Below are 23,547 nucleotides of genomic sequence, written 5' to 3' on the forward strand. Positions count from 1 at the left end.
CCAGTCAGGCGGTGAGCGCACCGGCCTGCGGTTGGGCGACGGCCGCGGGATTGCCGTCGAGGTTTGCGGTGAGGCACGCTGCAAGGGTGTGGGCCACGTCGTTCCAGCCGGCCACAACGCCTAGCGTTGCCATATCGACTGTTTCGAGCCCCACGTAGCCGCAAGGGTTAATGGCCAGAAACGGCCGTAAATCCATTTTCACGTTCAGGCTAATGCCGTGATAGCTGCAGCCGTTGCGGATTTTGAGGCCCAGCGCGGCGATCTTTGCGCCGGCATGCAACCCGGCGTGCGGCCCGGGCGCGACGTAGATACCGGGCGCGCCCGCCTTGCGTTCTCCGGCGAGATTATACGCCGCAAGGGTGTCGATCACGGCCTGCTCGATCCGCGTGACCATCTCGCGCACCATCAGCTTGCGACGCCTCAAATCGAGCAGCAGGTAGGCAACCACCTGCCCCGGACCGTGATACGTGATCTGCCCGCCCCGATCGACTCTCACCAGAGGAATAGCGCTGTCGGCGGCCAGCAGATGTGCCGGATCGCCGGCCTGGCCAAGCGTAAATACGGGTGGATGTTCGACTAGCCAGATTTCGTCGGGAGTGTCGACGGTACGCGCGTCGGTGAACGCGCGCATCGCATCGAAACTGGCTTCGTAGAGTTCGCTGCCGCGCCAGCGCAGCACGAGCGGCGCCGCGGCGGGCATTGGGGAAGAAGAAACCGGCGGGACGGACATGATCCACGCAGTTTACCGAAATCCGGCGATTCCCGCCGGGAGTCGCCGCGCCCCGCTGCCGGGGCACCCGCCATCAAACGGTGCGCCAGCCGCCGCGCATCCGCGCCGCCCAACGTTCGACGACTCGCGCAAACCAGTTAAGGGCGCGCTCGTCGCAGCGCGTGGGCACTGAAAACGCGATCGTCGCGCGCGGTGTGCCTTCCGCACTGATCCACAGCCGTTCGCCGCGTCGCAATCTCAGCGTGTGGCCGGGTTGCAGCCAGTAGTCTTCGGTGTCGTCGCTGCGTGTTACCCAAACCGCGCCGCCGCGCACGACCAGCTTCGTGCTGCGGGCCACCTTCAGGGGAAGCGTTTCGCCACCGTGGATTTCATACGCGATGCTAGAGGAAACTTCTCGCATAATGCCCTCGCCAAAAGTCGTTTCATGGCTACAATCGTAGGCGTAGCAAGGGGTTACGCAAAACGATCAATTTTCACCTCTATGTGAGAAATATTACGATGGAGCTGCGCCATCTGCCGCCGTTGAATGCGATCAAAGCCTTCGAAGCTGCCGCCCGTCACGAGAGCTTTTCGCGCGCCGCCGACGAACTTTTCGTCACGCACGGCGCTGTCAGCCATCAGATCAGGGCCCTGGAGGCAGAACTCGGCGTGTCGCTGTTCGCCCGCGACGGCAAGCGCGTGCGGCTGACAGAAACGGGCAGGCGCTACGCCAACCACGTGCGCTCTGCGCTCACCGCATTGTCCGACGCCACGCGCGAACTCCGTGCCGGTGACCGCGAGCGGCGGCTCGTGGTGTCCATGCTGTCGTCGTTTGCGGCGCGGTGGGTCACGCCGCGCGTCGGCAGCTTTATCGAAGCCCACCCGCAATGGGACCTCGAACTGTTGTCCACAAACGCGCTCACAGACTTCGCGCGCGACGACGTCGACGTGGCAATCCGTTTCGGCTACGGAAAATATGCGGGGCTTTACTCCGAACTGTTGCTCGAGGAAATTTTCTTCCCGGCATGCGCGCCGAATTTCAACGGTGGCAACCTGCCGAAAACGCCCGCCGAGTTGGCGAAGCTTCCTCTGCTCCGTTCCGACGACGAATTATGGCGGCCATGGTTCGACGCCGCGGGACTTACCGAATGGCCGGAGCCAAAGCGCGGCGTGCTGTATCAGGATTCGTCGAACCTGTTGCAGGCGGCAATCGACGGTCAAGGAATTGCGCTCACGCGCCGCTCGCTCGCCATGCATGAGATTGCGGCCGGCCGACTCGTGCGGTTGTTCGATGTGGACGGGCCGAGTCCGTGGCAGTACTACTTCATCTGCCCGCCGCAAATGCTGGAAACAGCGCGGGTGAAGGCGTTCAGGGACTGGGTCTTTGCGGAGGTGGGACGGTTCAAGCTGTTGTTCGACCGGGCCTGCGAGGCCGGCTCGGCCGCAAGCGCGGGCCGGAAAGCGGACGCGGCGGACGCATTGCGCGTCGCGCCGTAGTGGAACGCCTTAAAGCACGACCTTGACCATGGGATGCCCGGTGAGCGCCCGATAAATATCGTCGAGTTGTTCACGGCTAGTGGCGCGCACCGTCACCGTCAGCCCGGTGTAGTTTCCGCCGCTGGACGGACGCGTCTCGACGCGCGAGGCGTCGACTTCGCTGTCGAACTGACGGACCACCGTGACGATCGTCTCGGTGAACTCGGGGTGCGATTTGCCCATGATCTTGATCGGGAAATCGCACGGATACTCAATTAGTGATTCGTTCGCCGGATTCATTTTTTGCTCCTTGCTGCTGCGCCTCTTTTGCCTTGGCTTGCTGATACGCTGCATACAGCGCCGCAAACACCGCACCCGGCTTGCCGCTGCCAACCGGCTGGCCGTCCAGCTGCGTGACAGGCAGCACTTCTTTGGTGGCCGAGCTGATGATGATCTCGTCGGCTGCGCGCACTTCGGCTTCGGCGATCTCACGCACTTCCAGGCGGATACCGCATTCCGCCGACAGCTCTTCGATCAGCCCGTAACGAATGCCTTCGAGAATCTTGTGACTGCGCGGCGGCGCGATCAATGCTCCGCCCTTCACCACCCACACATTCGACGACGACCCTTCGGTCAACACGCCATCGCGGAACTGGACCGTCTCGAACGCGTCGTTTTCCGCGGCGTATTGCGCCATCAGCACATTGCCGAGCAATGACACAGACTTGATGTCGCAATTGAGCCAGCGGCGATCTTCCGCGCTGACGCAACGCACGCCTTCCGCGCGTTGGGCAGCATTGGGCAGATGGAGCGGCGTAACCATGACGAATACCGTTGGCTGGACGCCCACGGGAAACGCATGGCCGCGCTTTGCGACGCCGCGCGTGACCTGAATGTAGGCGATCGCATCCTGACTGGCGGCAAGACCGGCCTCGGCTTCGTTGGCCGCGACCACGCGCTCGATCAACGCGCGCCAGCCTGCATTGTCGAATGGATTGGCAATGCCGATCTTCTCGAGCGAACGCGACAGACGCGCCAGATGCTGTTCGAAGCGGAAAGCCGTGCGTCCGGCCGCGTGCGCATATAGCGGCGCGACTTCGTAAATGCCGTCGCCGAAAATAAAGCCGCGGTCGAGCACCGGCACGCGCGCTTCGGACAAAGGCACCACTTCGCCGTTCAGATAAACGATCGGCTCGAGCGAAACATCAGGAAGAGCGGTCATTGCGATCCGTGTTTACTTTTTCTTGTTGAACATGAGCATCAGCGAATCCCACACGCGGCCCACCACGCCGGCTTGCGGCACGGCCTGCAAGGCGACGATCGGGAACTGTGCAAGCACCTTGCCGTCGGCGACGAGTTTCGCGGTACCGACCTGCTGACCGTTCGCGATCGGCGCGATCAGCGGATCCATCTGCTCGATTTGCGGCTTCACCTTGTCGGCCATGCCCTTGGGCACGGTGATGTACTGATCGCTCTTCACGCCGATCTGCACCGAGTCTTGCGCACCCTTGTAGACGCGCGGCGTGCCCACCACCTGGCTCGCCTTGTAGAGGCGCACCGTGTCGTACGCGGAGTAGCCGTAGTTCAGCATCTTCAGGCTGTCCTGCACGCGGTCGTGTTCCTTCGTCTCGCCCATCATGACCGAGACGAGGCGGCGCGAGGCGTCCTGCGTGCCCGGCAGCGAGCGCTTCGCGCTCGCGATCAGGCAGTAGCCGGCGGCTTGCGTATGGCCGGTCTTCAGACCGTCGACGGTCGGGTCGATCCACAGCAGACGGTTGCGGTTCGGCTGCTTGATCTTGTTGTACGTGAACTCTTTGACCGAGAAGATGTTGTAGTAGTCAGGGAAGTCGCGGATCAGACGCGCCGACAGCACCGCGAGATCGCCAGCCGTGGTGTAGTGCTGCGCGTCGGGCATGCCGTTCACATCGGCGAAATGCGTGTTTTTCATGCCGAGGCGCTGTGCTTCGGTGTTCATCATGTTGACGAACTGCGCTTCGCTGCCGCCCACCAGTTCGGCCAGCGCGATGGCGGCGTCGTTACCCGACTGCACGATCATGCCGTACACCAGATCGTGCACGGTCACGGGCTTGTTTGCCTCCACGAACATGCGCGATTCGTCGGTGCGCACGCGACGCACCGCTTCGCTCGGCGTCACCGTCTGGTCCATTGCGATCTTCTTCGTTTGCAGTGCTTCGAAGACGAGATACGCAGTCATCAGCTTGGTGAGCGATGCCGGTTCCACGCGCTCATCGGGATTGCCCGAAGCCAGAACCTGATTGCTGGTCGCGTCCACGAGCACCCACGAACGCGCATTCACCGCCGGCGGCGGCACTTGCGCGAACGCAGTGCTGGCCGCCAGCGTGGCGGGCAGCACGACGCCGAGCGTCAATACGCGGCTTAGCGTGGGAGAAACAAAACTTGCAACGGAGGGAAAAGACGTGCGGCCGGAGGTGGAAAAACGCATAGGGTCGGTTCGTGCAGATATATTCAACGCGCGCAGGGCGCAGAGTTTGGAAGAGCCGGTCGGCGAGCGACTGGCCGTGACGACTAAACGTAACGGCTTGAGCGCCCATTGGACTTCCGGCCACGCGATCGGTTCGCGCAGCACACTCGTAGCCGGCACCGCTGCGCGCGTGAAAAGAAGTTACGCGTCGCGCGAACTGCCGGACAGGCCGTGCTGCGCCCAAAAAAGAGCGCCCATTATACGCGTGGTATTCCCCGAACTTCGCGCAATGACTGGTGAATAGCCAGGCGTTTGCGCGTACCTGTACCCCGGAAAACGCGCGCCGCGCGGCAACTTACCGCCAGGCGTCGACGATGATCCGCTTCAGGATATGCAGCTTGCGATGCAGGAAATGCTCTGCGCCCGGAATCACCACCACGGGCAATTCCTGCGGCTGCGCCCAGTCGTAAACGGATTGAATGGGAACGGTCTCGTCAGTCTCGCCGTGAATCACGAGCGTATTTTCCGGTACGGGCGCCACGTCCCAGCGGCTCGCGGCGGTGCCGACGAACACCATCCGCTCGATCTCCTTGCCTTCGTCGCGCAGCTTTGCGGCCACATGCGACATTACGAAAGTGCCGAACGAGAAGCCTGCCAGCACCAATGGCAGATCGGCGTGCCCCGGTTGCGCGCGCATGTGGTCGAGCACCGCACGCAGATCGTCGCGCTCGCCGATGCCCGCGTCATGCTCACCTTGCGTTTGCCCGACACCGCGAAAATTCGAACGATACGTTACGTAGTTCAACTGGACGAGCGTGCGTGCGAGCGTCTGCGCGACCTTGTTGTCCATCGAGCCGCCAAAGAGCGGATGCGGATGCGCGACGAGCGCAATGCCGCGCGGCGCCGCGCCGTTTTCGCGCGTCTCGTCGGGCAGATCGAGCGCGACCTCGATTTTGCCTACCGGGCCGTCGATCAGATACTTCTTCGTATGTGCGTTCATCGCGGCGCCTATTGATCGATCTTCAGACGCTCGACAACCTTGCCGTTCGCCAGATGCGAGTCGACGATTTCATCGATGTCGCTCTCGTCGACATACGTGTACCAGACGCCTTCCGGATAGACGACGAGCGCCGGGCCGAGTTCGCAGCGGTCGAGGCAACCTGCCTTGTTGATACGCACCTGGCCGGGGCCGGCGAGGCCGAGTTTCTTCACGCGCTTCTTCGCGTATTCCTGCATTGCCTGCGCATTGCAGTTCGCGCAACTCGGGCGCTCTGCGCCCGGTTCACGCTGATTGAGGCAGAAGAAGACGTGGTACTTGTAGAAGGAGTCCATGTTGTACGAAGAGCGAGGCTGTCAGAAGAGCAATAGTGCAGCAGAAGGCAGTCGGGCGCAGCGGCGCGCGCTTTGTTGCGGAGGAGCCGTTGGCCGCACCGCTTGCGGAGGTCGCTTGCGAAGGACCGCTTGCGAACGATTATAGCGAGCAAGAGGCCAGCATCGCTGACGCTGCAGGAGTGCCTACTTCGACTCAAGCCTCGTGCGCCGCCTGAGCCAAACGCGTTCGACGACGAACGCTAGCCACACGAGCGCCGCGTACGGCCACACCCACGCGAGCCAGCGCGCGAGGCCATTGAAGTGGAGATAACGTCCTTGCCGCCAGTCGGCCAGCACGACATCGAAATAAGGATTCACCGGCAACAGGTTGACGAACACGAGCGTCACGACGAGTGCGCCCGCCGCCAGCGCGGTGCGCGATCTGCGCCGCAGACGCAGCGCCAGGAGCCCGAGCGCCGCGCCGCAGCCGATGCCCGCGAGCCCGCCGGGCGTCGCCCAGTCGAAGGCGAGGCCCGATTGCGACTGCAAGAACGTAGCGCCCGCCTTCACTCCAAGAGCCACGACGATAAATAGCAGCAACAGCCGCACGCGCGGCGCATGACGGCGTATCGTCAACGACGCGAGCGCAAGCGCGGCGAACAGATTGAGCGTGGTGATGAGGGCTTCCCAGGCATCGTCAGGCAGCCAGGCAGCGACCCACGCGGGCCATGCGCCGACGTGCCAGCCGGCCGGCGTCCACGCGAACAGGGCATCTTGCGTCGTGGAATCGACTCGCGTCCACAGCGCGCGCGGCCAGTTACCGAGCCCAAAGAGACGCGGCGACGGATACATCGTCGCAAAGGGCCAGGCCGCGACAAGACACGCGAGCGCGGCACTCTCGCGGTGGAACCACATGAGCCGCAAGCGTCGCAGCAACCCGCGGTCGAGCAGCGCGCCCGTAGCCGGCGACATGATCGCCGCGCCAAGCAGCGCGCCGAGCGCGTTGGCCGCGAGGTCGAGGTTGGACGCGACCCGCGTCGGCAAATACGTTTGCACGGCTTCCATCACGCCCGACAGCAAGCCGCCGAGCACGAAAGCCAACGCGACCGCGAGCGGCCCGCGCCAGCGCGGATAGAGCGCAAGCACCATTAGCGCGCCAAACGGCATATAGCCGAGCACATTCGTGACGACATCGAATGCCGTCAGATACTGCGGCATCGGATCGGAAAGGAAGGCGAACGGCGTGAGACCGAGCGAGCGCCAACCTGAAAACGGATACCACGAACCGTAGACGATCAGCACGGTGTACAGCAGCAGCGCTTGCCGCGAAAGCACCGACGGACGGCGCAGCCACGATCTTTCGCTCATGCAGCGCTCCGTTGCGTGCGCTGCGCGCCGGTCATTGCGCGGCGACCAGCGCCTGAACGCCGAGCCAGGCGGCGATTTGCGCGACGAGGTCGTCGCTGGCGGTGGCGAGCGCTTGCGCGCCGCCTGCAGCGTCGGCGGTACTCGACGGCGCCCTGGAGATGAAGGTTCGCTGACCCAGCACCTTGCCGTTTTGCGTCAGCGTGGCGCGCGCGGTCACCGCTGCATGGCTTTGCGACTGGCTGTCGAAGACCTGTTCGAACTCGCCGAGATCCACCTTCAGCACGGGCGCGGCGACGCCGTCGGCGCCCGTCAGCACCGTGCCGCGAGAACTGAGCGCGCCGCGCAGACGTTGCGTGAGCAACTGCGAAGGCGGCATCGTCCAGTGGCTGTTCGCGTACGCGGCCAACTGCTGCGCGTCGGCATAGCCGAGCCGGTACACGAGCTTGTCGGACTGGAGCATTTCCGGCGCGCTCACGTCGAGCACCTTGACCGCCGATTGCGTGCCCGCAGACGCTGCAGGCTTCGGCGGCCCGAAGTCGTAGCGAATGTCCGCGAGCGCGGCCGGCGTGCTGGAGCAGCCTGCCGCCAGCAGACTGAGCGCAAGCAGCGTCGCGCAAACAGCGCCCGTGCGCGCGGCACGCGAGGACAACAAGCGGTGAATGGAGCGTGACATGACGATGTTCCTTTCTTCAAACCTTCAGATTCATTGTGCGGCGCGCGCGGCAGGCCACGTAAAACCGGCCTCGCCGGGCCCCGGCGCCGCCGCCGGCGCACCGAACAGCACGCTGCGCGGGCTGGTGCTGAACGTGTCGGCGGCGCGGTCCACGGAGCGCGCGGCGGAGCGCACGTCTTCAGCAAGCGAGTTGACCCGCGGCAACGTGTCGTAACCGACCCGCGCCGACAGATCCTGCAATGAGCCGTTCATCGCGGTGAGCGCGTCGCCCGCTTGCTGAGCCGCGGTGCCCACCTTGTTCAGATTGGTCTCGAACGGACCGTCCGCACGATTCAGGCTCGTGATCAACTGGTTCGTCGAGACGAGCGTGCTATCCAGCTTGTCGATGGTGGCGGGCAGCTTGCCGGCCACCGGCGCCATCTGCTGCGTGAGCGTGGCGACGCCGTCGGCGGCTTTCTGGATGCTGGCCGCCGTGCCGTGCAACTGGTCGACCATTTCCTGCGACAACAGATTGTCGACGTCGTCCGTGACCTTTTCGAGTTTCTTCAACAACACGTCGCCGCGTTGTTGCAATTGGTCGAGCAAGCCCGGACGCATCGGCAACTGTGCAACCTGCTTCGCCGACGAGGCGAGCGGCGACGGATCGCGCCCCGTGTCGTCGAGCTGAATGAACGCAATGCCCGTCACGCCTTGAAAGCCGAGACTGCCGAACGTGGAATGCGTGATCGGCGCATGCGTGTCGACGAGAATACGGATCAGGATCTGGCCCGGATGATCGCGGTCGAATTTGATCGACTGCACTTTGCCGACGTCCAGCCCTCTGTAGCGCACGGCCGCGTCGGTAAAAAGACCCGTTACGTTGGTGCGCGCAATGAGATCGTACGGCACACGCACCGCGCGGTCGACATTGAACAAAAAAGCCGCCGTTGCAATCGCGGCCAGCAGGACGACCGTAAAGAGTCCTGCCCAGAACGCATGCGATTTGTTTTCCATTGCCAGGTTCCCTAGTTTCCCTGATTCACAGCGGCAATTCGGACGATGCCGGCTCGAGCGCCGCGCGCGGCAGCTTTGCGCGGCGCTCGGGCGGCAACGCCTGCAAGGCGCGGCGCCCGCGCAAGCCGAGAAAATATTCGCGGATGAACGGATGATCGACGCCGGCCGCTTCCTCCACAGGCGCGGCGACCAGCACCTTGCGATCCGCCAGCACGGCCACGCGCGTGGAAAGCGCGACCATCGTGTCGAGATCGTGCGTGACCATCACGACCGTCAAGCCGAGCGCGCGATGCAGCGCCGAAATCAGTTCGACGAACTCGTCGGACGCTTGCGGATCGAGCCCGGCGGTCGGCTCGTCCAGAAACAGCAGTTCGGGTTCGAGCGCAATCGCGCGCGCAATGCCTACGCGCTTGATCATGCCGCCGGACAACGCCGACGGCATTTTGGACGCGTGCTTGCACGGCAGCCCGACCATCTCCAGTTTCAGCATGACGATGTCGCGCAGCAGGTCTTCGGGCACCTTGCCGAGTTCGCGCACCGGCTGTGCGACGTTGTCGAACACCGACAGCGACGAAAACAGCGCGCCCCGCTGAAACAGCATGCCGGAGCGGCTGCGCATCAGCAGCGCGGTTTCGGGCGAAATGGTCGCGAGGTCTTCGCCGAATAGCTTGATGGTTCCCGAAGTCGGCCGCTCCAACCCGAGAATCTGCCGCACGAGCGTGGTCTTTCCCGAACCCGACCCGCCGACGATCGACACGATCTCGCCGCGCCTCACGTCCAGATTCACATGCTGATGCACTATGTTGCGGCCATAGCGCTTCGTGACGTCGATCACTTCGATCACCGGCTCGGCGATGGAAGGCATCGGCTGGCCGCGTACGGCCTGAGTTAGCGGTGCGATCATCCGAGCCCCACGTTCTGGAACAGAATCGCGAACACGGCGTCCGCGAGAATCACGATCGTGATGGACGTCACCACCGAAGTGGTCGTGCCTTCGCCGAGACTCTGCGAATTGGCTTTGATACGGAACCCGAAGTGGCAGCCGACGATCGCGATGAGCATTCCGAAGACGACGCCCTTGCCCAGACCGATCCACAGGTTCGCGGCCGGCACGACGCCGGGCAACGCGCGCGCGAAATAACTCATGTCGATGCCGAGGACGATCTTCGCGGCGAGCGCCCCACCGCTCAGCGCAATGATGTTCGTCCACATCACGAGTAGCGGCATCGCCACGCCGAGCGCCACCACGCGCGGCAGGATGAGCCGCAGACCGTGCGGAATGCCCATCACGCGCATGGCGTCGAGTTCCTCGGTCACACGCATCACGCCGATCTGTGCGGTGATTGCCGAGCCGGAGCGGCCCGCCACCAGAATCGCCGAGAGCACCGGCCCGAGTTCGCGGATCACCGAGAGCCCGAGAATATTCACGATGTACTGATTGGCGCCGAAGAGCCTCAGTTGCTGCGCGGACAGATAGCTCAGCACGATGCCGATCAGAAACGCGACCAGCGCGGTGATGGGCAGCGCCCTGGTGCCGGCGTTGTAGATATTCGCTGAGATTTCAGTCCACGGCGTGAGGGCGGGCTTGCGCGCGATCGCCAGCAGATCGAGCACGACGCGACCCAGCATAGCCACGCCGCCGTATAAATGCTCGAAGAACGAAAACAGCCCGAGGCCGAGCCGCGTGAACGGATCGAATCTGACGACCGGCTCCGCCGTCTCGCGCACGGTGTCGAGCAACGCAATGCGCTCGAAGATATCGCGCTGCGTGTCGGTGAGTTCGGTGTCGGGCGGCATTCTGTGGCCCCACACGCGCCACAGCGCCTGGCCGCCGACGTGGTCCATCCGGTCGATGCGCGATAGATCCCACTGGCCGATGCCTTCGGCGCCTTCGAGCGAACGCAGTTGCGGTATCACATGTCCGGTGGCGCGGTCGCGCGCGAGCGCGAGCGCCGTCCACTGGCCCGAGAGCCGGACGATCTTGCCTTGGCTGCCAGCCGCGACTTCAAGGCCGGGCGGAGTGTCGTAGTTCAAGGATCGTTGCAATGTGGTTATCGGAGTAGCGGCCATTGTAACGAACGCGCAGCGGATCGACCGCGCTGGCGGGCCCAGGCGGTTCGCTGTCGCTACAGGCTGTCGCTACAATATGGGACATGAACGCTTCCACTCCTCCCAAAGGACCGGCCGCTGCCGCGAACGCAGCCGACTGGCGTATCGACCGTGAACGCGCCGTCGCTCTTTTCGGCGCGCATGCGCATGACTGGCCGATCGAAATCGTCGAGGAAACCGGCTCGACCAACGCCGACCTCATGTCCCGCGTGAAGGCGCTGCCGCGCAAGGCGGGCGCGCTGCCGCGGCCGATCGTGCGGGTGGCTTACCTGCAGACCGCCGGACGCGGCCGCCGCGGGCGTCCGTGGTACGCGGAGCCGGGTAATGCGCTGCTGTTTTCGGTCGCCTGCGTGCTGCCGCGTCCGCTAGAAGGACTGGCGGGATTGAGCCTCGCGGTGGGCGTGGCGCTCGTCGACGGACTGCGCTCGTTGCCTGTCGCCGGCCCCGGCCAGATTGCGCTGAAGTGGCCGAACGACATACTGCTCGAAGGCGACAAGCTCGCCGGCATCCTGATCGAGACCGCCTGGAGTACGGAGGACGCGAGCGCCGTCGTGATCGGCATCGGCACCAACGTGAAGGGCGCCGACGAACTCGCCGCGAAAATCGGCGCGCTCAACGCCGGGTCGCAGCCGCAGGTGCGCGGCACGGCACCGACCGCGCTGCAGCGCGCGCTGCCCAACGCGAACCTCACCGATACGCTCGCCGCCGAACTCAATGCATTGGAGCCCGCCTTGCAGCGCTTTGGCGCGGAAGGATTCGCGCCGTTTCAGGCGCGCTGGAACGCAATGCATGCGTACGCCGGCCGCGAGGTCGTGCTGCTCGAACAGGGCGCGGAAGTTACGCGCGGCGTCGCTGCGGGCGTCGACGAGCGCGGCCAGTTGTTGCTCGATACCGACGCGGGCCGGCAGAGCATCGCGACCGGCGACGTGTCGCTGCGTCTCGCCGACGGTGCTGCATGACGAGCGGCGCGCGTCATCTTTTGATCGACGCGGGCAATAGCCGCGTCAAATGGGCGATGGTCGAGGCTGACGGCACGCAGATCGCCGGTGGCGCGCTTGCACATGGCGGCGTTGATCAGGCTCAATGGGCTACTGAAGGGGCGACTCAGTGGGCGAACTTGCCGGCGCCTCGCGGCGCATGGTTATCGAACGTCGCGGGCGATGCCGCTGGTGAGCGAATCGCTGCGTTGGTCGACGCGCAATGGCCGCATCTGCCGCTCACCACGATTCGCGCACGCGAGCAGCAATGCGGCGTAACCAACGCATACACGACGCCGCACGCGCTCGGCAGCGACCGCTGGGCCGGCATGATCGGCGCGCACGCGGCATTTCCTGGCGAGCATCTGCTCATTGCGACCTTCGGAACCGCGACCACGCTTGAGGCGTTGCGCGCGGACGGCCGCTTCGTGGGCGGACTCATCGCGCCAGGCTGGACATTGATGATGCGCTCGCTCGGCGAGCACACGGCTCAATTGCCGACGCTCGACGCTAACGCCGCGCGCGGCCTTCTGGCGAGTTCCGCTGATAAGCAGGACGCAACCCGACGCGGCCCGTTCTTCGCGACGGATACGCCGCGTTCGCTATCTGCCGGTTGCACGCTGGCACAAGCGGGACTCGTCGAGCGGACATGGCGCGACCTGACGGACGAATGGCAGGTGCCGGTGCGCCTCGTGGTCGGCGGCGGCGCTGCAGACGAAGTGGCGAGCGCACTGAAAGTACCGCATACTCGCCACGATTCACTGGTTTTGTCTGGGCTTGCACTGATAGCTTCCGAGCGCGCTTCGGAACACGGCGTGTAGAACACCGTCCGGATGTGATGGCTGAGCTTCGCATCTGAACCACATCGGCGGGTCAACTTCTGGAAGGGAAAATATAACGATGCTGCGCTGGCTGATCGCCATACTGTTCCTGGCCAACCTTCTGGCATTCGTCGCAGTGCGCGGCGTGTTCGGCCCGACGCCCACCGCGAGCGGGCGCGAACCCAATCACCTGAGCCGTGAAGTCCATCCGGACTGGTTGAAGGTGCGCCCGGTCACCGCCACGGACGCCGCTGATCAGGCTGTTGTCGGCGCGGCGGCACCGGTCGCGCCGATTGCGGCGTCGGCGTTGCCGCAATAAAGCGAAAAATTGAAGCTGAGAGTTGGAGCCGGATATTGCAGCGGCGCGTCGGGGGGCGCATCTAACTGTGCAAGCGCGAGCCTAGGCCATACAGACTTTGCGCCGTGCTCGCCCGCTTGTGCTTAGCCTTGCGTACGAACCTTCTTGAGCAGCGCCGTCGTCGAGCGGTCATGCTCGAACGGAATTGCCAAGGCCTTGCCGCCCCAGCCGCGCACGATGGCCGACTCCGGCAACGTGTCCATGTCGTAGTCGCCGCCCTTGACGAGCACATCCGGACGTAGCGCCGAGATCAATTCGACAGGCGTCTTTTCCCCGAAGCAAACCACGTAGTCGACGCTCTCCAGCGCCGCGAGCAAAGCCATGCGGTCGGCTTCGTTGTTGATCGGCCGGTCATCGCCCTTGCCGAGCATACGGACCGACGCGTCGCTGTTCACGCCGACGATCAGGCAAGCGCCCTGCGCTTTGGCATCCGCGAGATAGGTCACATGCCCGCGATGCAGGATGTCGAACACGCCGTTTGTAAATACGACCGGCTCGTTCAGCGAAGGGCGCAGCGCGACCAGCGCGTCGCGAGTCAAAATCTTGCGTTCGAAAATAGCGGCCATTTGGGATATGGAAGATACAGAGATTTGCCGTCGCGATACGGCGTATGCAACGTGGAGCATAACGCTCACGCAGACTGGTCAAGCATAAGGGCGAGCATCGAAATCAGGCGCAAATTAAACAAAACGGTCCGGCAAGCTCGCGCCTGCCGGACCGTTTTAAAGCGCCGAACCGGAGCGCGGCGCTAGCTTCGCATCATGCGCGACCCGCGAACCCGGATTCACGAGGCTCCATTCAAGCCGGCTGTTCGGCCGACTTCTGGTCGGCCTGCAGCCGCGTCACCACTTCCTTGCGATAACGGTTCAGTTCCTGCGCGGTAGTGAACGTGCGCTCGAACAGCAGCGACAGGTTATGCAGAATGCGCTCGACAACCTTCTTTTCCCAACCGTCGTCGAAGCGGATCTGCTCGTCGAGCCAGCGTTCGAGCCATTCCGGATCGGGCAGGCGCGACTGGATCGTGTCGCGCGGGAACAATGCCTGATTGACGTGCAGATTCGTGGGATGCAACGGCTTTTCGGTGCGACGCGCCGACGCCATCAGCACACCGATCTTTGCAAAAGCGGCTCGCGCGATGTCGCCGGTTTGCACCATGGCTTTCTTCATGTAGCGCAGGTAAGCGCCGCCATGCCGCGCCTCGTCGCGCGAGATGGTTTCGTAGATGTGCTTGATGACCGGCTCGGTGTGCCATTCGGCAGCGCGGCGGTACCAGTGATTCAGGCGGATTTCGCCGCAGAAGTGCAGCATCAGCGTTTCAAGCGGCGGCGCCGGGTCGAATTCGAAGCGCACGGCGTGCAGCTCTTCTTCGGTGGGGCACATTTCCGGCTTGAAGCGGCGCAGATATTCCATCAGCACCAGCGAATGCTTCTGTTCTTCGAAGAACCACACGCTCATGAACGCGGAGAAATCGCTGTCGTGATGGTTGTCACGCAGAAACATTTCCGTGGCGGGCAGCGCCGACCATTCGGTGATCGCGTTCATCTTGATCGTCGCGGCCTGCTCGTCGGTCAATAGCGATGCATCGAACTTGTCCCAAGGAATGTCTTTCTCCATGTCCCATCGAACGGATTCGAGCGATTTATAAAGTTCCGGGTAAAGCATGGTGTTCATAGTCCCACCCCTGTTCTGCACATACTGTGTGTGTCTGTCACTACTACGTGTAGCACTTTCCTGACCACGAACGAAACGCGCCGGGTGCCGTACCCGAATGCCGCGCCGTTCGCCGGCCAAGCCTTCAATTTTACGCGGTAACCGACCGCCTGGATGCACGGGCAGCGAAGAAGTCCGGGCGCTCGCGCGAGGAGCGGCTAACGCAAAGTTACACGCTCGGGTCACGCATTGCGCGGCCAACCATGGGTGAGGGATACCCTATGCCTGAGGTCGAGCCAGTTTGCGATGAAAACCGCACCGCCCAGCCCTGCGCCGGTGATGCCGGCGGTGAATGGAGCCTGGGCGGCTGGTTGGTTGTTTTCAGCGCACGCCCAAAACCAAACAAATGCCTTCCAATGATAGCACGCTGACTTCCTCAAACCCGCGCGATAGCGGACGCAATTCCGATGCCTGGTTGACCTGTCTCAACGACTGTGCAATCGGCGGAGTGTGGCTTGCGACGGGGTCAAAACGGTGACAGCCGGCGATTTTTCTGCCCAGTTGCCCCGACAATTGGCCCGGCAGCCCCCGCCTCCCGCTGCACGTTGTCACAGGGATTTCTTTGGCGGCTTCGACCCGCTGCTGGCCGTACCGGCCGCTGCGCGCTTTGTGGTTGACGGCGCGCGCTTCGCCGTCGGCCGCTTCGCCGCAGACTGGTCAGCAGATCCAGCGCCTTCAGCCGAACTTGCAGATGCTGCGGCGGCTTCGTCCTCGGGCGATGGTCGCGGTACATCGGTCGCCCCGCCAACTGCCTCGCTCGCCTCGTCGGCAGCGTCCTCGTCAGTCTCGCCTTGCGCGCCGCCACTCTCGGCCGCTCCCGCGGCGCTCGCGGTCGGCTGAGTCATCGCGAATTGCGCGATCTGGTTGAATTGAGATTGCAGCAGGTTCCACCATGCCGATGCGTCGAATGGCGGAGTGGCAGGTGTGCCCTCCTCGTCGCCCGACGCTTCAGCGGTAGCCGAGTTTTCAGCCGAAGCCGCCGGCTCCGGGTGAGGCCAGCCACTCGTTGGCGACGGACTCGGCGACGGGCTCGGCGCGGGGGCCGGCGCTGGCGACGCTGCCGCCGCCGGCTGACTCATCGATTGCTGTGCAAACGCGCCGAATGCACGCAGCGTAGCAAGCGTCGCGCGCTGCACCTCGAGCGCCTGAATCGCGGATTGCAACATGCTCAGGTTCAGCTTGAGCCATTGCTCAACCGCGCGCATGTCGGTGATGCGCTTATCGAGTTCTTCGACGTTGGTAAGCGGCGCCATCATGTCGGACATCATCGACAGCGACGGACCCATGCCCGCGCCCGATGGTGCGCCGGAGAACGCGGAGCCGAACGGCGACATGCGCATCATGCCCCACATGCGTTCGAGCATTTCGGCGGGCGGAAAACCGGGGAAGCCAGGGAACGGCGGCGTTGAACCAGATGTGTCAGTCATGCTTGTCGCCTCGCTGCATTAACAAAAAAGCGCGGAAAGAAAAACGCGAACCAGAGCGCGCATCGAGCGCGCCTGAAGCCGATCATACAGCGCGGTACATCCGAATCGCGCTGCATCCGTTACGGTGCGCGCCAAGGGTCTACGCCGCCGAAATCCGGCGCACGCCGCTCGCGCAGCGAGGTCACGCCCTCACGCACGTCCGGCCCGGCGAATCCCATGAACTCCAGCGCAAGCGACGCATCGAAAGCGGGCCCTGCCGAGCGCAGCCAGTTGTTCAACGCATACTTCGTCCAGCGGATCGCGGTTTGCGAACCGTGCGCGAGTTTCTGCGCGACTTCAAATGCTTTGGGCAGCAGATCGTTTTCGTCGACCGCAAGCGACACGAGTCCGATGCGCTCCGCCTCCGTGCCGCTCACCGGCTCGCACAGCATCAGGTAGTACTTGGCCTTCGCCATGCCGCACAGTAGCGGCCAGACGATCGCCGCGTGATCGCCGGCGGCTACGCCGAGCCGTGTGTGACCGTCGATAATGCGCGCCGTCTTCGACGCGATCGAAATATCGGCAAGCAGACCCGCGACCAGACCCGCGCCGACGGCCGGACCGTGCATCGCCGAGACGATCGGTTTGCTGCAGTTGATGACGTTGTAGACCAGATCGCGAGCCTCGCGCCACACGCGCGCGCGCACGTCGAAGTCGGTAGCCATGTCTTCGACCAGTTGCAGATCGCCGCCCGCCGAGAAGCCCTTGCCCTCGCCGCGAATGATAGCGACGCGCGTGTCGGGATCGCGGTCGATGTCGCGCCAGATTTCCGCGAGTTCGTAATGCATGCGCGCGTCGGCGGTAGCAAGCGCGCTTCTGTTCGCGCCTTCGCCGCTCATCACCACTTCGAGTACGCCGTGCGGACGCCGATGCAACTTGAGCGACTGGTAACGTGCGTAGAACGCATCGTTGGTGTGAGGTTGTTCAGTCATGGTGATCGGTCCGTGTGTGCGTGATGCGCGCATCGCTTAACGCGGCTGATAAACCCATTTGCCGCTGCTGATTTCGACCATGACGCGCGCTCGTTGGTCGAGCCCCAGGTGGTCCCCGGCGCTCATGTTGACGACGCCGTTGGTATCCGCGAGACCGCGCGTGCCTTCGAGTGCGTCGCGCAACGCACGGCGAAATTCCGGCGTGCCGGGCGCGGCTGTCTTCAACGCGATTGGCACGGCGTGGCTGAGCAACATGCCCGCGTCCCACGTGTAGGAGCCGAATGCCGAGACGCTGCCAGGCCCACGCAGCGCTTCGAAGCGCGCGATGTAATCGAGCGCGAGGCGCTTCGCCGGATGATCGGCGGGCAATTGCGCCGCGACCAGCACCGGGCTTGCTGGCAGGAAGGTGCCGTTGCAATCGGCGCCGCACACGCGCAGGAAGTCGTTATTGCCCACGCCGTGGTTGTGATAGATCAGCCCTTTATAGCCGCGTTCGCGCAGTGTTTTCGGCGGTAACGCCGCGGGCGTGCCGGCCGCGCCCACCACCACTGCATCGGGATGCGTTGCGAGGATTTTCAGCACCTGCCCCGTCACGCTCGGATCGGTGCGATTGAACCGCTCGCTCGCCACCATCTGCATATGATGAAGCTGCGCGAACTTCGCGACTTCGGCGTAGAAGGTCTCGCCGAGCGCATCGGCCTGACCGATGAACGCGACAGTTTTCACTCCGCGTGTGCTTGCATGCTCGGTAATTGCCGAAGCCATCATCGCATCCGTTTGCGGAGTCTTGAAGACCCAATGGCGCTTGGCATCAACGGGTTCAATGATTTTCGCCGACGACGCAAGCGAGATCATCGGCGTAGTTCCGTCGGCGACCACGTCGATCATTGCCAGCGAGTTGGGCGTGATGGACGAACCGATGATCGCGTCGACATGATTTTCGGAGATCAGCTTCTTGGTGTCCTGGACAGCCTGGGTCGTGTCCGACGCATCGTCGAGCACGATGTATTCGACGCTCTGGCCGCCGATCTGTTTCGGCAACAACGTCGCCGTATCGCGCGCGGGAATGCCGAGCGACGCGGCGGGCCCGGTCAGCGAGAGCACGAGCCCGATCTTCACCTGAGCCAACGCCGCCGCGGGCGACAGGCATACAAGCGCCGTACACAATGCGGCGACACGAGCCGCAGCTCTGGCGAGCCGCGTGCTCAGATTCAGTTCTTCCCGCTCCTCCAGCCATGCGCTCGCATTCAGACCACGCGCGCATGCGCTCCCCAATCCCGCGTCAATCGATCCAGCTCGCCGCATGGTGTCTCCTCACATGAGTTTTTCGTTTTGATGTACCGCCGATGCCGCCGCGCCAGTCAGTGTAGCGGCGCGCGATGGCAGCGGCATCGGGCGAAACCCTTTCGGACGATGCGCCGTACCGCTTCAGTCGAGCGGTGCGATGCTCTGCTCGATGGAGCCGAAAATCGACTTGCCCGCTTCATCGAACATTTCGATCTTCACCGTGTCGCCGTACTTCATGAACTCGGTCTGCGGCGCGCCATGCTCGATCGTTTCGAGGCAGCGTTTTTCGGCGATACAGCAATAGCCGCGCTTTGCGTCCTTGTTTGAGACCGTGCCCGACCCGACAATCGCGCCCGCTCGCAAATTGCGCGTTTTCGCAGCGTGCGCGATCAGCTGGCCGAAGTGGAACACCATGTCCGTGCCGGCGTCTGGCTGGCCGACTTTCTTGCCGTTCCAATGGACGATCATCGGCCGGTGCACGCGGCCTTCGCGCCAGTGTTCGCCGAGTTCGTCGGGCGTCACGGCGACCGGTGCGAACGAAGAGGCCGGCTTGCTCTGGAAAAACCCGAAGCCCTTCGCGAGTTCGGCGGGAATCAGGTTGCGCAACGACACGTCGTTGACGAGCGTGATCAGACGCACGCTTTTGAGCGCCTGCTCGGGCGTCGCGCCCATCGGCACGTCCGTGGTGATAACCGCAACTTCTGCCTCGAAGTCGATGCCGAACGCTTCGGATGCACAGACCACGTCGTCTTTCGGACCGATGAAGTCGTCGCTGCCGCCCTGGTACATCAGAGGATCGGTCCAGAATTCGGGCGGCATCTCCGCGCCGCGCGCGCGCCGCACGAGTTCGACGTGATTCACATACGACGATCCGTCCGCCCATTGGAAAGCGCGGGGCAGCGGCGCCATGCAGTCGCTTGCGTCGAACGAAAACGTATTCCGCGCGCGCCCCTGATTGAGCGCGTCGTACAGGTCGTGCAGTTGCGGCGCGTAGAAGGTCCAGTCGTCGAGCACGCGTTGCAACGTGGGCGCGATCGCGTCGGCAACGGCCGCCGTGTGCAGGTCGCGGGACACGACAATCAGTTGGCCGTCGCGCGTGCCGTCTTTCAGCGTGGCAAGTTTCATGGATGATGAACCGGGTTAGTGACGATAGAGGGAATCTATTCTACGATGGTGAATCGGCGCAGCCCAAGCCCGCCTTGCCGAAACCCCTGTCAGGCGTATCGCAAGGGCTCTGCGGCCGGCTTTCTTTCACCGCTTCTGAACGCGCTTCGCGCGCCTTGCTCATGCCGAACACTGCCCGCTCCGGCGCAATTCCTAACCGCGAGGTCGCCGACGCCGCCGAAGCATCCGACATCGACGACGAGGCCGCCGAAACCGCCGACGCTGCCGACGCAGCCGACGCCGGCGAGGAAAAGCTGCGCTCGGGCATCCAGTCGATCGAAGTCGGCTTCAGGCTGCTCGACGTGCTGACCCGCGAACCGCGCGCCATGATGCTGCGCGATCTCGCGCAGCGCGCCGGCATGAGCCCCGCGAAAGCGCACCGCTATCTGGTGAGCTTTTTACGTCTAGGCGTCGTGTCGCAAGACCCGCTCTCCGGTCGATACGAACTGGGCGGCTTCGCGTTGCAACTCGGACTCGCGCGGCTTGCTCGCGCCGACGGCGTGAAGCTCGCGCGGATCGCGCTCGCCGAACTGCGCGACCGGCTCGACCTGACTGTGGGCATCGCCGTGTGGGGCAATCAGGGGCCGACCATGGTTCACTGGATGGAATCGAGCCATCCGGCGAAGGCGTCGTTGAAACTCGGCGACGTGATGCCGCTCCTCAGTTCCGCCACGGGCCTGCTCTTCGCGGCCTATCTGCCCGCGGGCAAGACCGGCGCGATGCTGGAACGCGAACTGGCCGACACCCGCCGCTCGTCGCACCTGGGCGTGCCGCGTACCCGCGAAGAAGTCGAAAGGGTGCTGGCGGACGTGCGCGAGCATGAAGCGGCGCGCGTCGAAGGCATGTTGCTGCCGACCATTCACGCGTTCTGCATGCCGGTATTCGATTCGACCGGCGAACTGGCGCTCGGCCTCGTCGCACTTGGTCACGAAGGCGCGTTCGACATTGGCTGGGGCGGCGAAATCGACACGGCGCTGCGTGAATGTGCGCAAAAGCTGTCGTACGAGCTGGGGTATAGTCCGACGCCGCGTTGAGGCTCGCTGCCGCATCCATTCATTCGCACTTTGCGCCCGCACTGCACGCATTCAATCGCCGATGGCCCTACCTTCCACCGCACGCCAGCCCGATCTGACGCTCGCTGACGAGCCGCGTGTCCGTTGGCGTACGTGGCGCTGGATCGCGGTCCTGCTCGTGGTCGGCGTTCTTCATTGGATCGCCGCGCAATGGGTCGAGCGCCACCGCGCGACGCTGAATCCATCCGACGACGAACATGTCCCAGTGCAGGTTGCGCTTCTCAAACCGGAACGTATCGAGCGCAATCCGGCTGCCACGGCCCCGGCTGCGCCCACGCCCGAGCCAAAACGCAAGCCCGTCGCTGGCAAGCCGCGCGAGCATGTGTTGACCGCGTTGCGACCGGCCGAGAAGCCTACCGCCGACGCCGCTATCGCCGCATCGGACACCTCCGCCAGCGCGCCTGTCGCAAACGTGACGCCGGCGAGCGCCGCAAACTCCACGCCCGCAAGCGCGACGGCAAGCGCAGCGCCGGCCGCGCCAGCGCCGCCGGGCGTCAAGTTCTCGGTCCCGCCGTCCGGCGAACTCCAGTACGACACGTTTTACAACGGCGTGCGAAACCAGCCGGGCACGATCCATTGGACCAGCAGCGCGCAAAGTTACGAAATGGTGGTTTCGGTGCCCTTACCTTTTGTCGGCACCTTCGTGTATTCGAGCCATGGCCGTATTGATGCATTCGGCCTCGCTCCCGAGCAATACGTGGAAAAGCGCGGTCGCCGCGTGGAAGATGTTTCCATCTTCAACCGCGCCGACAAAAAGATCGCCTTCACGCGAACACCCTCCACACTGCCATTGCCCGACGGCGCGCAAGACCGCTTCAGCATGATCATGCAACTGGCGAGCCTGGTGCGCGGCGACCCCGATGCCTACAAGCCGGGCGTGACGCGCCAGTTTTTCGTGATAGACAGCGATAGTGGTGAAAATTGGCCGGTCGAGACTATTGGCGATGAAACCATCCGCACCGCGCAGGGCTACGTGCAAACGCGCCATTTCAAGCGGCTGCCGCGCCGCCAGGGCGACCAGCGCCGCATCGACGTATGGCTCGCGCCTTCGCTCGGCTGGCTGCCCGCGCGACTCGTGCAGACGGAGCCGAACGGCACGCAGTTCGAACTGGTGTGGCGCGGCAAGATCAGTGTCGATAACCACGCGGGCTCGTCCGATATGTCGCCGGCTGCCTCCCCTTCAGCCGCGCCGACAGCCGCCTCCGACGCAGCGCCAGCCGCGCCGCTGGCATCTCCGCCAGGCCCGCCTGTCAATTCGACCGGTGCCGACGACACTTCCGGCAACATCAAGCCCTGATACAAAGCCCGCCGGCACCGGCGGCGATGCGGGCATGCACTCGAATAGTGCCTCGCACATACTCGCGAAACTTCCGTCTCGATGCCGACTCTGCATCATCTGATGCAACCGTTGGCGGGCCGCATACGTATCTGCGTATATGCGCATACACGTCAGGCCTCGACCAATTCTTCCACTGCGATCCCCTTGAAGGAGCCCGCATGCAAGTGAACATCAACGGAATCGAGACGCGCTACGTGCTGAGCAATGAAGGCGGCGGCCCCTGGCTTACGTTCATTCATCAACTTGGCGGCGATCTGTCCGTGTGGGACCAGCTCGCAGGCTATTTTCGCGACGACTATACGGTTCTGCGCTACGACGTGCGGGGTCACGGCCAAACGGAATTGTCAAAAGAGCCGTTCTCGGTTGGCGATCTTGCCGGCGACCTTGCCGCGCTGCTCGATGCGCTGGGTGCGCCGAGCACGCACCTCGTAGGTATGTCGATGGGCGGCATGATCGCGCAGCAGTTCGCGCTTGACCACTCGTCCCGTGTGGACTCGCTCACCATTGCCGACAGCGTTGCCGCGAATCCGCCCGAGGCCCGCGCCACATGGGACCAACGCGCCGCCAGCGCCCGCCGGGACGGCATGGCGCCGCTTGCGGCCGCAACGCTCGAACGCTGGCTGACCGAGCATTTTCGGGTCGCGCATCCCGAAGCAGTGGAGCCTATCCACGAGGCGCTGACCCGCACGTTGCCAGAAGGCTACGCCATGGCGTGCGAAGCGCTGCGCGAGTTCGACGTACGCGGTAAGCTGGGAGCGATTCACTGTCCAACCCTGGTCGTGGCAGGGCGCCACGATACGGGCACGCGGCCTGCTGCTAGTCAGGAGATAGCAGATGCCATTGAAGGCGCTCACTTCGAATTGCTCGACGCCGCTCACCTTGCGCCAGTCGAGCAGTCTCAACGTTTTGCCGCACTGCTTGAAACGTTTCTTGAAAGGCCGGTCTAACCGGTAGGTTCGGAACTTTTACAAGCGTCAATCCGGACCCACCCCTTGAATTCCACACCATAAGCTCCACGTATGGCGCAGGAATGGCCAGGAGCCAACGGAAATAAGGAGTGTCGCCATGCAAATGATCTACAACAGCCCTAACTATTGTGTCGTCGAATTTCCGCCGCAAGAAGGCCCGCTGGCCATGAAATCGGGTGGCTACGAGATCGTCGACAAAAACATGCAGCGTGAAATTTACATTGACGGTGCAATGGCGGCGCGGTTTCGCGAGAACGTGCAAAAGCTGATCGAAGAAGAACCGTCGCTAGACGAAGTCGACGAATTCCTCGGCCAGTTCGACAGCCTGATGCATCAGCCGGTAATCCTCCACTGACCTTAAGGTCACGCC

Annotated in this window: 26 protein-coding genes; 8 read left to right on the plus strand and 18 right to left on the minus strand. The window is 63.8% G+C overall.

Features of this window, described 5'->3' with window-relative positions:
* Positions 1–4: 4 nt before the first annotated feature.
* The gene (lipB, locus tag ACTJLB_RS01035) at positions 5–730 is read right to left on the minus strand and encodes a lipoyl(octanoyl) transferase LipB (protein WP_440782197.1); all 726 of its coding nucleotides are present in this window, start codon (positions 728–730) and stop codon (positions 5–7) included.
* 73 nt (positions 731–803) lie between these two features.
* Positions 804–1,130: a DUF2917 domain-containing protein gene (locus ACTJLB_RS01040; RefSeq protein WP_020067085.1), complete on the minus strand. Its 327-nt coding sequence runs from the start codon at positions 1,128–1,130 to the stop codon at positions 804–806.
* Positions 1,131–1,228: 98 nt separating this feature from the next.
* On the opposite strand from ACTJLB_RS01040, the gene ACTJLB_RS01045 reads away from it, so the two are divergent.
* Positions 1,229–2,206 carry a transcriptional regulator GcvA gene (locus ACTJLB_RS01045; RefSeq protein WP_020067086.1) on the plus strand — a complete coding sequence of 326 codons (978 nt, stop codon included), beginning with the start codon at positions 1,229–1,231 and terminating at the stop codon, positions 2,204–2,206.
* A gap of 9 nt (positions 2,207–2,215) precedes the next feature.
* Here ACTJLB_RS01045 and ACTJLB_RS01050 read toward each other — a convergent pair whose 3' ends face one another.
* The 10 genes from ACTJLB_RS01050 to ACTJLB_RS01095 form a co-directional block, all read right to left on the minus strand.
* Positions 2,216–2,485 (minus strand): HP0495 family protein, encoded by a 270-nt coding sequence (locus tag ACTJLB_RS01050; RefSeq protein WP_020067087.1) that lies wholly within the window; start codon positions 2,483–2,485, stop codon positions 2,216–2,218.
* On the minus strand, positions 2,457–3,407 hold the full coding sequence (locus ACTJLB_RS01055; RefSeq protein ID WP_440782199.1) for a D-amino acid aminotransferase: 951 nt from the start codon (positions 3,405–3,407) through the stop codon (positions 2,457–2,459). The genes ACTJLB_RS01050 and ACTJLB_RS01055 overlap by 29 nt, the downstream gene beginning before the upstream one ends.
* Positions 3,408–3,419: 12 nt before the next feature.
* A complete protein-coding gene (locus ACTJLB_RS01060; RefSeq protein WP_440782201.1) occupies positions 3,420–4,649 on the minus strand; it encodes a D-alanyl-D-alanine carboxypeptidase family protein in 1,230 nt (409 codons plus the stop codon).
* Positions 4,650–4,983: 334 nt separating this feature from the next.
* Positions 4,984–5,628, minus strand: a complete 645-nt coding sequence (locus tag ACTJLB_RS01065) for an alpha/beta hydrolase (RefSeq protein ID WP_020067090.1) — start codon at positions 5,626–5,628, stop codon at positions 4,984–4,986.
* An 8-nt stretch (positions 5,629–5,636) separates the two neighbouring features.
* On the minus strand, positions 5,637–5,960 hold the full coding sequence (locus tag ACTJLB_RS01070; RefSeq protein WP_027804480.1) for a (2Fe-2S) ferredoxin domain-containing protein: 324 nt from the start codon (positions 5,958–5,960) through the stop codon (positions 5,637–5,639).
* A 183-nt stretch (positions 5,961–6,143) separates the two neighbouring features.
* Positions 6,144–7,307, minus strand: a complete 1,164-nt coding sequence (locus ACTJLB_RS01075) for a VanZ family protein (RefSeq protein ID WP_408198068.1) — start codon at positions 7,305–7,307, stop codon at positions 6,144–6,146.
* A gap of 31 nt (positions 7,308–7,338) precedes the next feature.
* Positions 7,339–7,980, minus strand: coding sequence for an ABC-type transport auxiliary lipoprotein family protein (locus ACTJLB_RS01080; RefSeq protein WP_020067093.1), 642 nt, complete (start codon positions 7,978–7,980; stop codon positions 7,339–7,341).
* 30 nt (positions 7,981–8,010) lie between these two features.
* Positions 8,011–8,973 (minus strand): MlaD family protein, encoded by a 963-nt coding sequence (locus tag ACTJLB_RS01085; RefSeq protein ID WP_020067094.1) that lies wholly within the window; start codon positions 8,971–8,973, stop codon positions 8,011–8,013.
* A gap of 25 nt (positions 8,974–8,998) precedes the next feature.
* Positions 8,999–9,877, minus strand: a complete 879-nt coding sequence (locus ACTJLB_RS01090; protein WP_088173211.1) for an ABC transporter ATP-binding protein — start codon at positions 9,875–9,877, stop codon at positions 8,999–9,001.
* Positions 9,874–11,007 carry an MlaE family ABC transporter permease gene (locus tag ACTJLB_RS01095; RefSeq protein WP_020067096.1) on the minus strand — a complete coding sequence of 378 codons (1,134 nt, stop codon included), beginning with the start codon at positions 11,005–11,007 and terminating at the stop codon, positions 9,874–9,876. The genes ACTJLB_RS01090 and ACTJLB_RS01095 overlap by 4 nt, the downstream gene beginning before the upstream one ends.
* Before the next feature lie 119 nt (positions 11,008–11,126).
* On the opposite strand from ACTJLB_RS01095, the gene ACTJLB_RS01100 reads away from it, so the two are divergent.
* From ACTJLB_RS01100 to ACTJLB_RS01110, 3 genes are all read left to right on the plus strand, one after another.
* Positions 11,127–12,041 carry a biotin--[acetyl-CoA-carboxylase] ligase gene (locus tag ACTJLB_RS01100; RefSeq protein WP_408484496.1) on the plus strand — a complete coding sequence of 305 codons (915 nt, stop codon included), beginning with the start codon at positions 11,127–11,129 and terminating at the stop codon, positions 12,039–12,041.
* Positions 12,038–12,880, plus strand: a complete 843-nt coding sequence (locus tag ACTJLB_RS01105) for a type III pantothenate kinase (protein ID WP_440782203.1) — start codon at positions 12,038–12,040, stop codon at positions 12,878–12,880. Before ACTJLB_RS01100 ends, ACTJLB_RS01105 begins: the two co-directional genes overlap by 4 nt.
* Before the next feature lie 79 nt (positions 12,881–12,959).
* The gene (locus ACTJLB_RS01110) at positions 12,960–13,199 is read left to right on the plus strand and encodes a hypothetical protein (RefSeq protein WP_020067099.1); all 240 of its coding nucleotides are present in this window, start codon (positions 12,960–12,962) and stop codon (positions 13,197–13,199) included.
* Between the two features lie 122 nt (positions 13,200–13,321).
* Here the strand turns inward: ACTJLB_RS01110 and rfaE2 are convergent, their stop codons facing one another.
* The 6 genes from rfaE2 to ACTJLB_RS01140 form a co-directional block, all read right to left on the minus strand.
* A complete protein-coding gene (gene rfaE2 / locus ACTJLB_RS01115) occupies positions 13,322–13,804 on the minus strand; it encodes a D-glycero-beta-D-manno-heptose 1-phosphate adenylyltransferase (protein WP_440782205.1) in 483 nt (160 codons plus the stop codon).
* A 232-nt stretch (positions 13,805–14,036) separates the two neighbouring features.
* Positions 14,037–14,909, minus strand: coding sequence for a ferritin (locus ACTJLB_RS01120; RefSeq protein WP_027780097.1), 873 nt, complete (start codon positions 14,907–14,909; stop codon positions 14,037–14,039).
* Between the two features lie 587 nt (positions 14,910–15,496).
* A complete protein-coding gene (locus ACTJLB_RS01125) occupies positions 15,497–16,375 on the minus strand; it encodes a PhaM family polyhydroxyalkanoate granule multifunctional regulatory protein (protein WP_440782206.1) in 879 nt (292 codons plus the stop codon).
* Positions 16,376–16,494: 119 nt separating this feature from the next.
* On the minus strand, positions 16,495–17,346 hold the full coding sequence (locus tag ACTJLB_RS01130) for an enoyl-CoA hydratase/isomerase family protein (RefSeq protein WP_440782207.1): 852 nt from the start codon (positions 17,344–17,346) through the stop codon (positions 16,495–16,497).
* A 36-nt stretch (positions 17,347–17,382) separates the two neighbouring features.
* Positions 17,383–18,651: an ABC transporter substrate-binding protein gene (locus ACTJLB_RS01135; protein ID WP_440782208.1), complete on the minus strand. Its 1,269-nt coding sequence runs from the start codon at positions 18,649–18,651 to the stop codon at positions 17,383–17,385.
* A 123-nt stretch (positions 18,652–18,774) separates the two neighbouring features.
* Complete coding sequence (locus ACTJLB_RS01140) at positions 18,775–19,758, minus strand: fumarylacetoacetate hydrolase family protein (RefSeq protein WP_087751018.1); 984 nt, start codon at positions 19,756–19,758, stop codon at positions 18,775–18,777.
* 161 nt (positions 19,759–19,919) lie between these two features.
* Here ACTJLB_RS01140 and ACTJLB_RS01145 point away from each other — a divergent pair, with 161 nt between their 5' ends.
* From ACTJLB_RS01145 to ACTJLB_RS01160, 4 genes are all read left to right on the plus strand, one after another.
* The gene (locus ACTJLB_RS01145) at positions 19,920–20,831 is read left to right on the plus strand and encodes an IclR family transcriptional regulator (protein ID WP_440782209.1); all 912 of its coding nucleotides are present in this window, start codon (positions 19,920–19,922) and stop codon (positions 20,829–20,831) included.
* A gap of 61 nt (positions 20,832–20,892) precedes the next feature.
* Positions 20,893–22,167 carry a DUF3108 domain-containing protein gene (locus ACTJLB_RS01150; protein WP_440782210.1) on the plus strand — a complete coding sequence of 425 codons (1,275 nt, stop codon included), beginning with the start codon at positions 20,893–20,895 and terminating at the stop codon, positions 22,165–22,167.
* Between the two features lie 200 nt (positions 22,168–22,367).
* Positions 22,368–23,156 (plus strand): alpha/beta fold hydrolase, encoded by a 789-nt coding sequence (locus tag ACTJLB_RS01155; RefSeq protein ID WP_088173219.1) that lies wholly within the window; start codon positions 22,368–22,370, stop codon positions 23,154–23,156.
* A gap of 118 nt (positions 23,157–23,274) precedes the next feature.
* Positions 23,275–23,532: a BTH_I0359 family protein gene (locus ACTJLB_RS01160; protein WP_013337859.1), complete on the plus strand. Its 258-nt coding sequence runs from the start codon at positions 23,275–23,277 to the stop codon at positions 23,530–23,532.
* Positions 23,533–23,547 lie beyond the last annotated feature (15 nt).

It is taken from the genome of Paraburkholderia sp. 22098, assembly GCF_052045935.1.
GTDB classification, from domain to species: Bacteria; Pseudomonadota; Gammaproteobacteria; order Burkholderiales; family Burkholderiaceae; genus Paraburkholderia; species Paraburkholderia caledonica.

Bases quoted from the DNA above. Each gene is read 5' to 3' on its own strand.
- rfaE2 (WP_440782205.1), bottom strand. From the start codon at position 13,804: ATGGCCGCTATTTTCGAACGCAAGATTTTGACTCGCGACGCGCTGGTC.
- ACTJLB_RS01135 (WP_440782208.1), bottom strand. From the start codon at position 18,651: ATGCGGCGAGCTGGATCGATTGACGCGGGATTGGGGAGCGCATGCGCG.
- ACTJLB_RS01150 (WP_440782210.1), top strand. From the start codon at position 20,893: ATGGCCCTACCTTCCACCGCACGCCAGCCCGATCTGACGCTCGCTGAC.
- ACTJLB_RS01125 (WP_440782206.1), bottom strand. From the start codon at position 16,375: ATGACTGACACATCTGGTTCAACGCCGCCGTTCCCTGGCTTCCCCGGT.
- ACTJLB_RS01160 (WP_013337859.1), top strand. From the start codon at position 23,275: ATGCAAATGATCTACAACAGCCCTAACTATTGTGTCGTCGAATTTCCG.
- ACTJLB_RS01045 (WP_020067086.1), top strand. From the start codon at position 1,229: ATGGAGCTGCGCCATCTGCCGCCGTTGAATGCGATCAAAGCCTTCGAA.
- ACTJLB_RS01080 (WP_020067093.1), bottom strand. From the start codon at position 7,980: ATGTCACGCTCCATTCACCGCTTGTTGTCCTCGCGTGCCGCGCGCACG.
- ACTJLB_RS01155 (WP_088173219.1), top strand. From the start codon at position 22,368: ATGCAAGTGAACATCAACGGAATCGAGACGCGCTACGTGCTGAGCAAT.
- ACTJLB_RS01110 (WP_020067099.1), top strand. From the start codon at position 12,960: ATGCTGCGCTGGCTGATCGCCATACTGTTCCTGGCCAACCTTCTGGCA.
- ACTJLB_RS01100 (WP_408484496.1), top strand. From the start codon at position 11,127: ATGAACGCTTCCACTCCTCCCAAAGGACCGGCCGCTGCCGCGAACGCA.
- ACTJLB_RS01085 (WP_020067094.1), bottom strand. From the start codon at position 8,973: ATGGAAAACAAATCGCATGCGTTCTGGGCAGGACTCTTTACGGTCGTC.
- ACTJLB_RS01075 (WP_408198068.1), bottom strand. From the start codon at position 7,307: ATGAGCGAAAGATCGTGGCTGCGCCGTCCGTCGGTGCTTTCGCGGCAA.
- lipB (WP_440782197.1), bottom strand. From the start codon at position 730: ATGTCCGTCCCGCCGGTTTCTTCTTCCCCAATGCCCGCCGCGGCGCCG.
- ACTJLB_RS01065 (WP_020067090.1), bottom strand. From the start codon at position 5,628: ATGAACGCACATACGAAGAAGTATCTGATCGACGGCCCGGTAGGCAAA.
- ACTJLB_RS01120 (WP_027780097.1), bottom strand. From the start codon at position 14,909: ATGAACACCATGCTTTACCCGGAACTTTATAAATCGCTCGAATCCGTT.
- ACTJLB_RS01090 (WP_088173211.1), bottom strand. From the start codon at position 9,877: ATGATCGCACCGCTAACTCAGGCCGTACGCGGCCAGCCGATGCCTTCC.
- ACTJLB_RS01140 (WP_087751018.1), bottom strand. From the start codon at position 19,758: ATGAAACTTGCCACGCTGAAAGACGGCACGCGCGACGGCCAACTGATT.
- ACTJLB_RS01050 (WP_020067087.1), bottom strand. From the start codon at position 2,485: ATGAATCCGGCGAACGAATCACTAATTGAGTATCCGTGCGATTTCCCG.
- ACTJLB_RS01040 (WP_020067085.1), bottom strand. From the start codon at position 1,130: ATGCGAGAAGTTTCCTCTAGCATCGCGTATGAAATCCACGGTGGCGAA.
- ACTJLB_RS01145 (WP_440782209.1), top strand. From the start codon at position 19,920: ATGCCGAACACTGCCCGCTCCGGCGCAATTCCTAACCGCGAGGTCGCC.
- ACTJLB_RS01060 (WP_440782201.1), bottom strand. From the start codon at position 4,649: ATGCGTTTTTCCACCTCCGGCCGCACGTCTTTTCCCTCCGTTGCAAGT.
- ACTJLB_RS01070 (WP_027804480.1), bottom strand. From the start codon at position 5,960: ATGGACTCCTTCTACAAGTACCACGTCTTCTTCTGCCTCAATCAGCGT.
- ACTJLB_RS01055 (WP_440782199.1), bottom strand. From the start codon at position 3,407: ATGACCGCTCTTCCTGATGTTTCGCTCGAGCCGATCGTTTATCTGAAC.
- ACTJLB_RS01105 (WP_440782203.1), top strand. From the start codon at position 12,038: ATGACGAGCGGCGCGCGTCATCTTTTGATCGACGCGGGCAATAGCCGC.
- ACTJLB_RS01130 (WP_440782207.1), bottom strand. From the start codon at position 17,346: ATGACTGAACAACCTCACACCAACGATGCGTTCTACGCACGTTACCAG.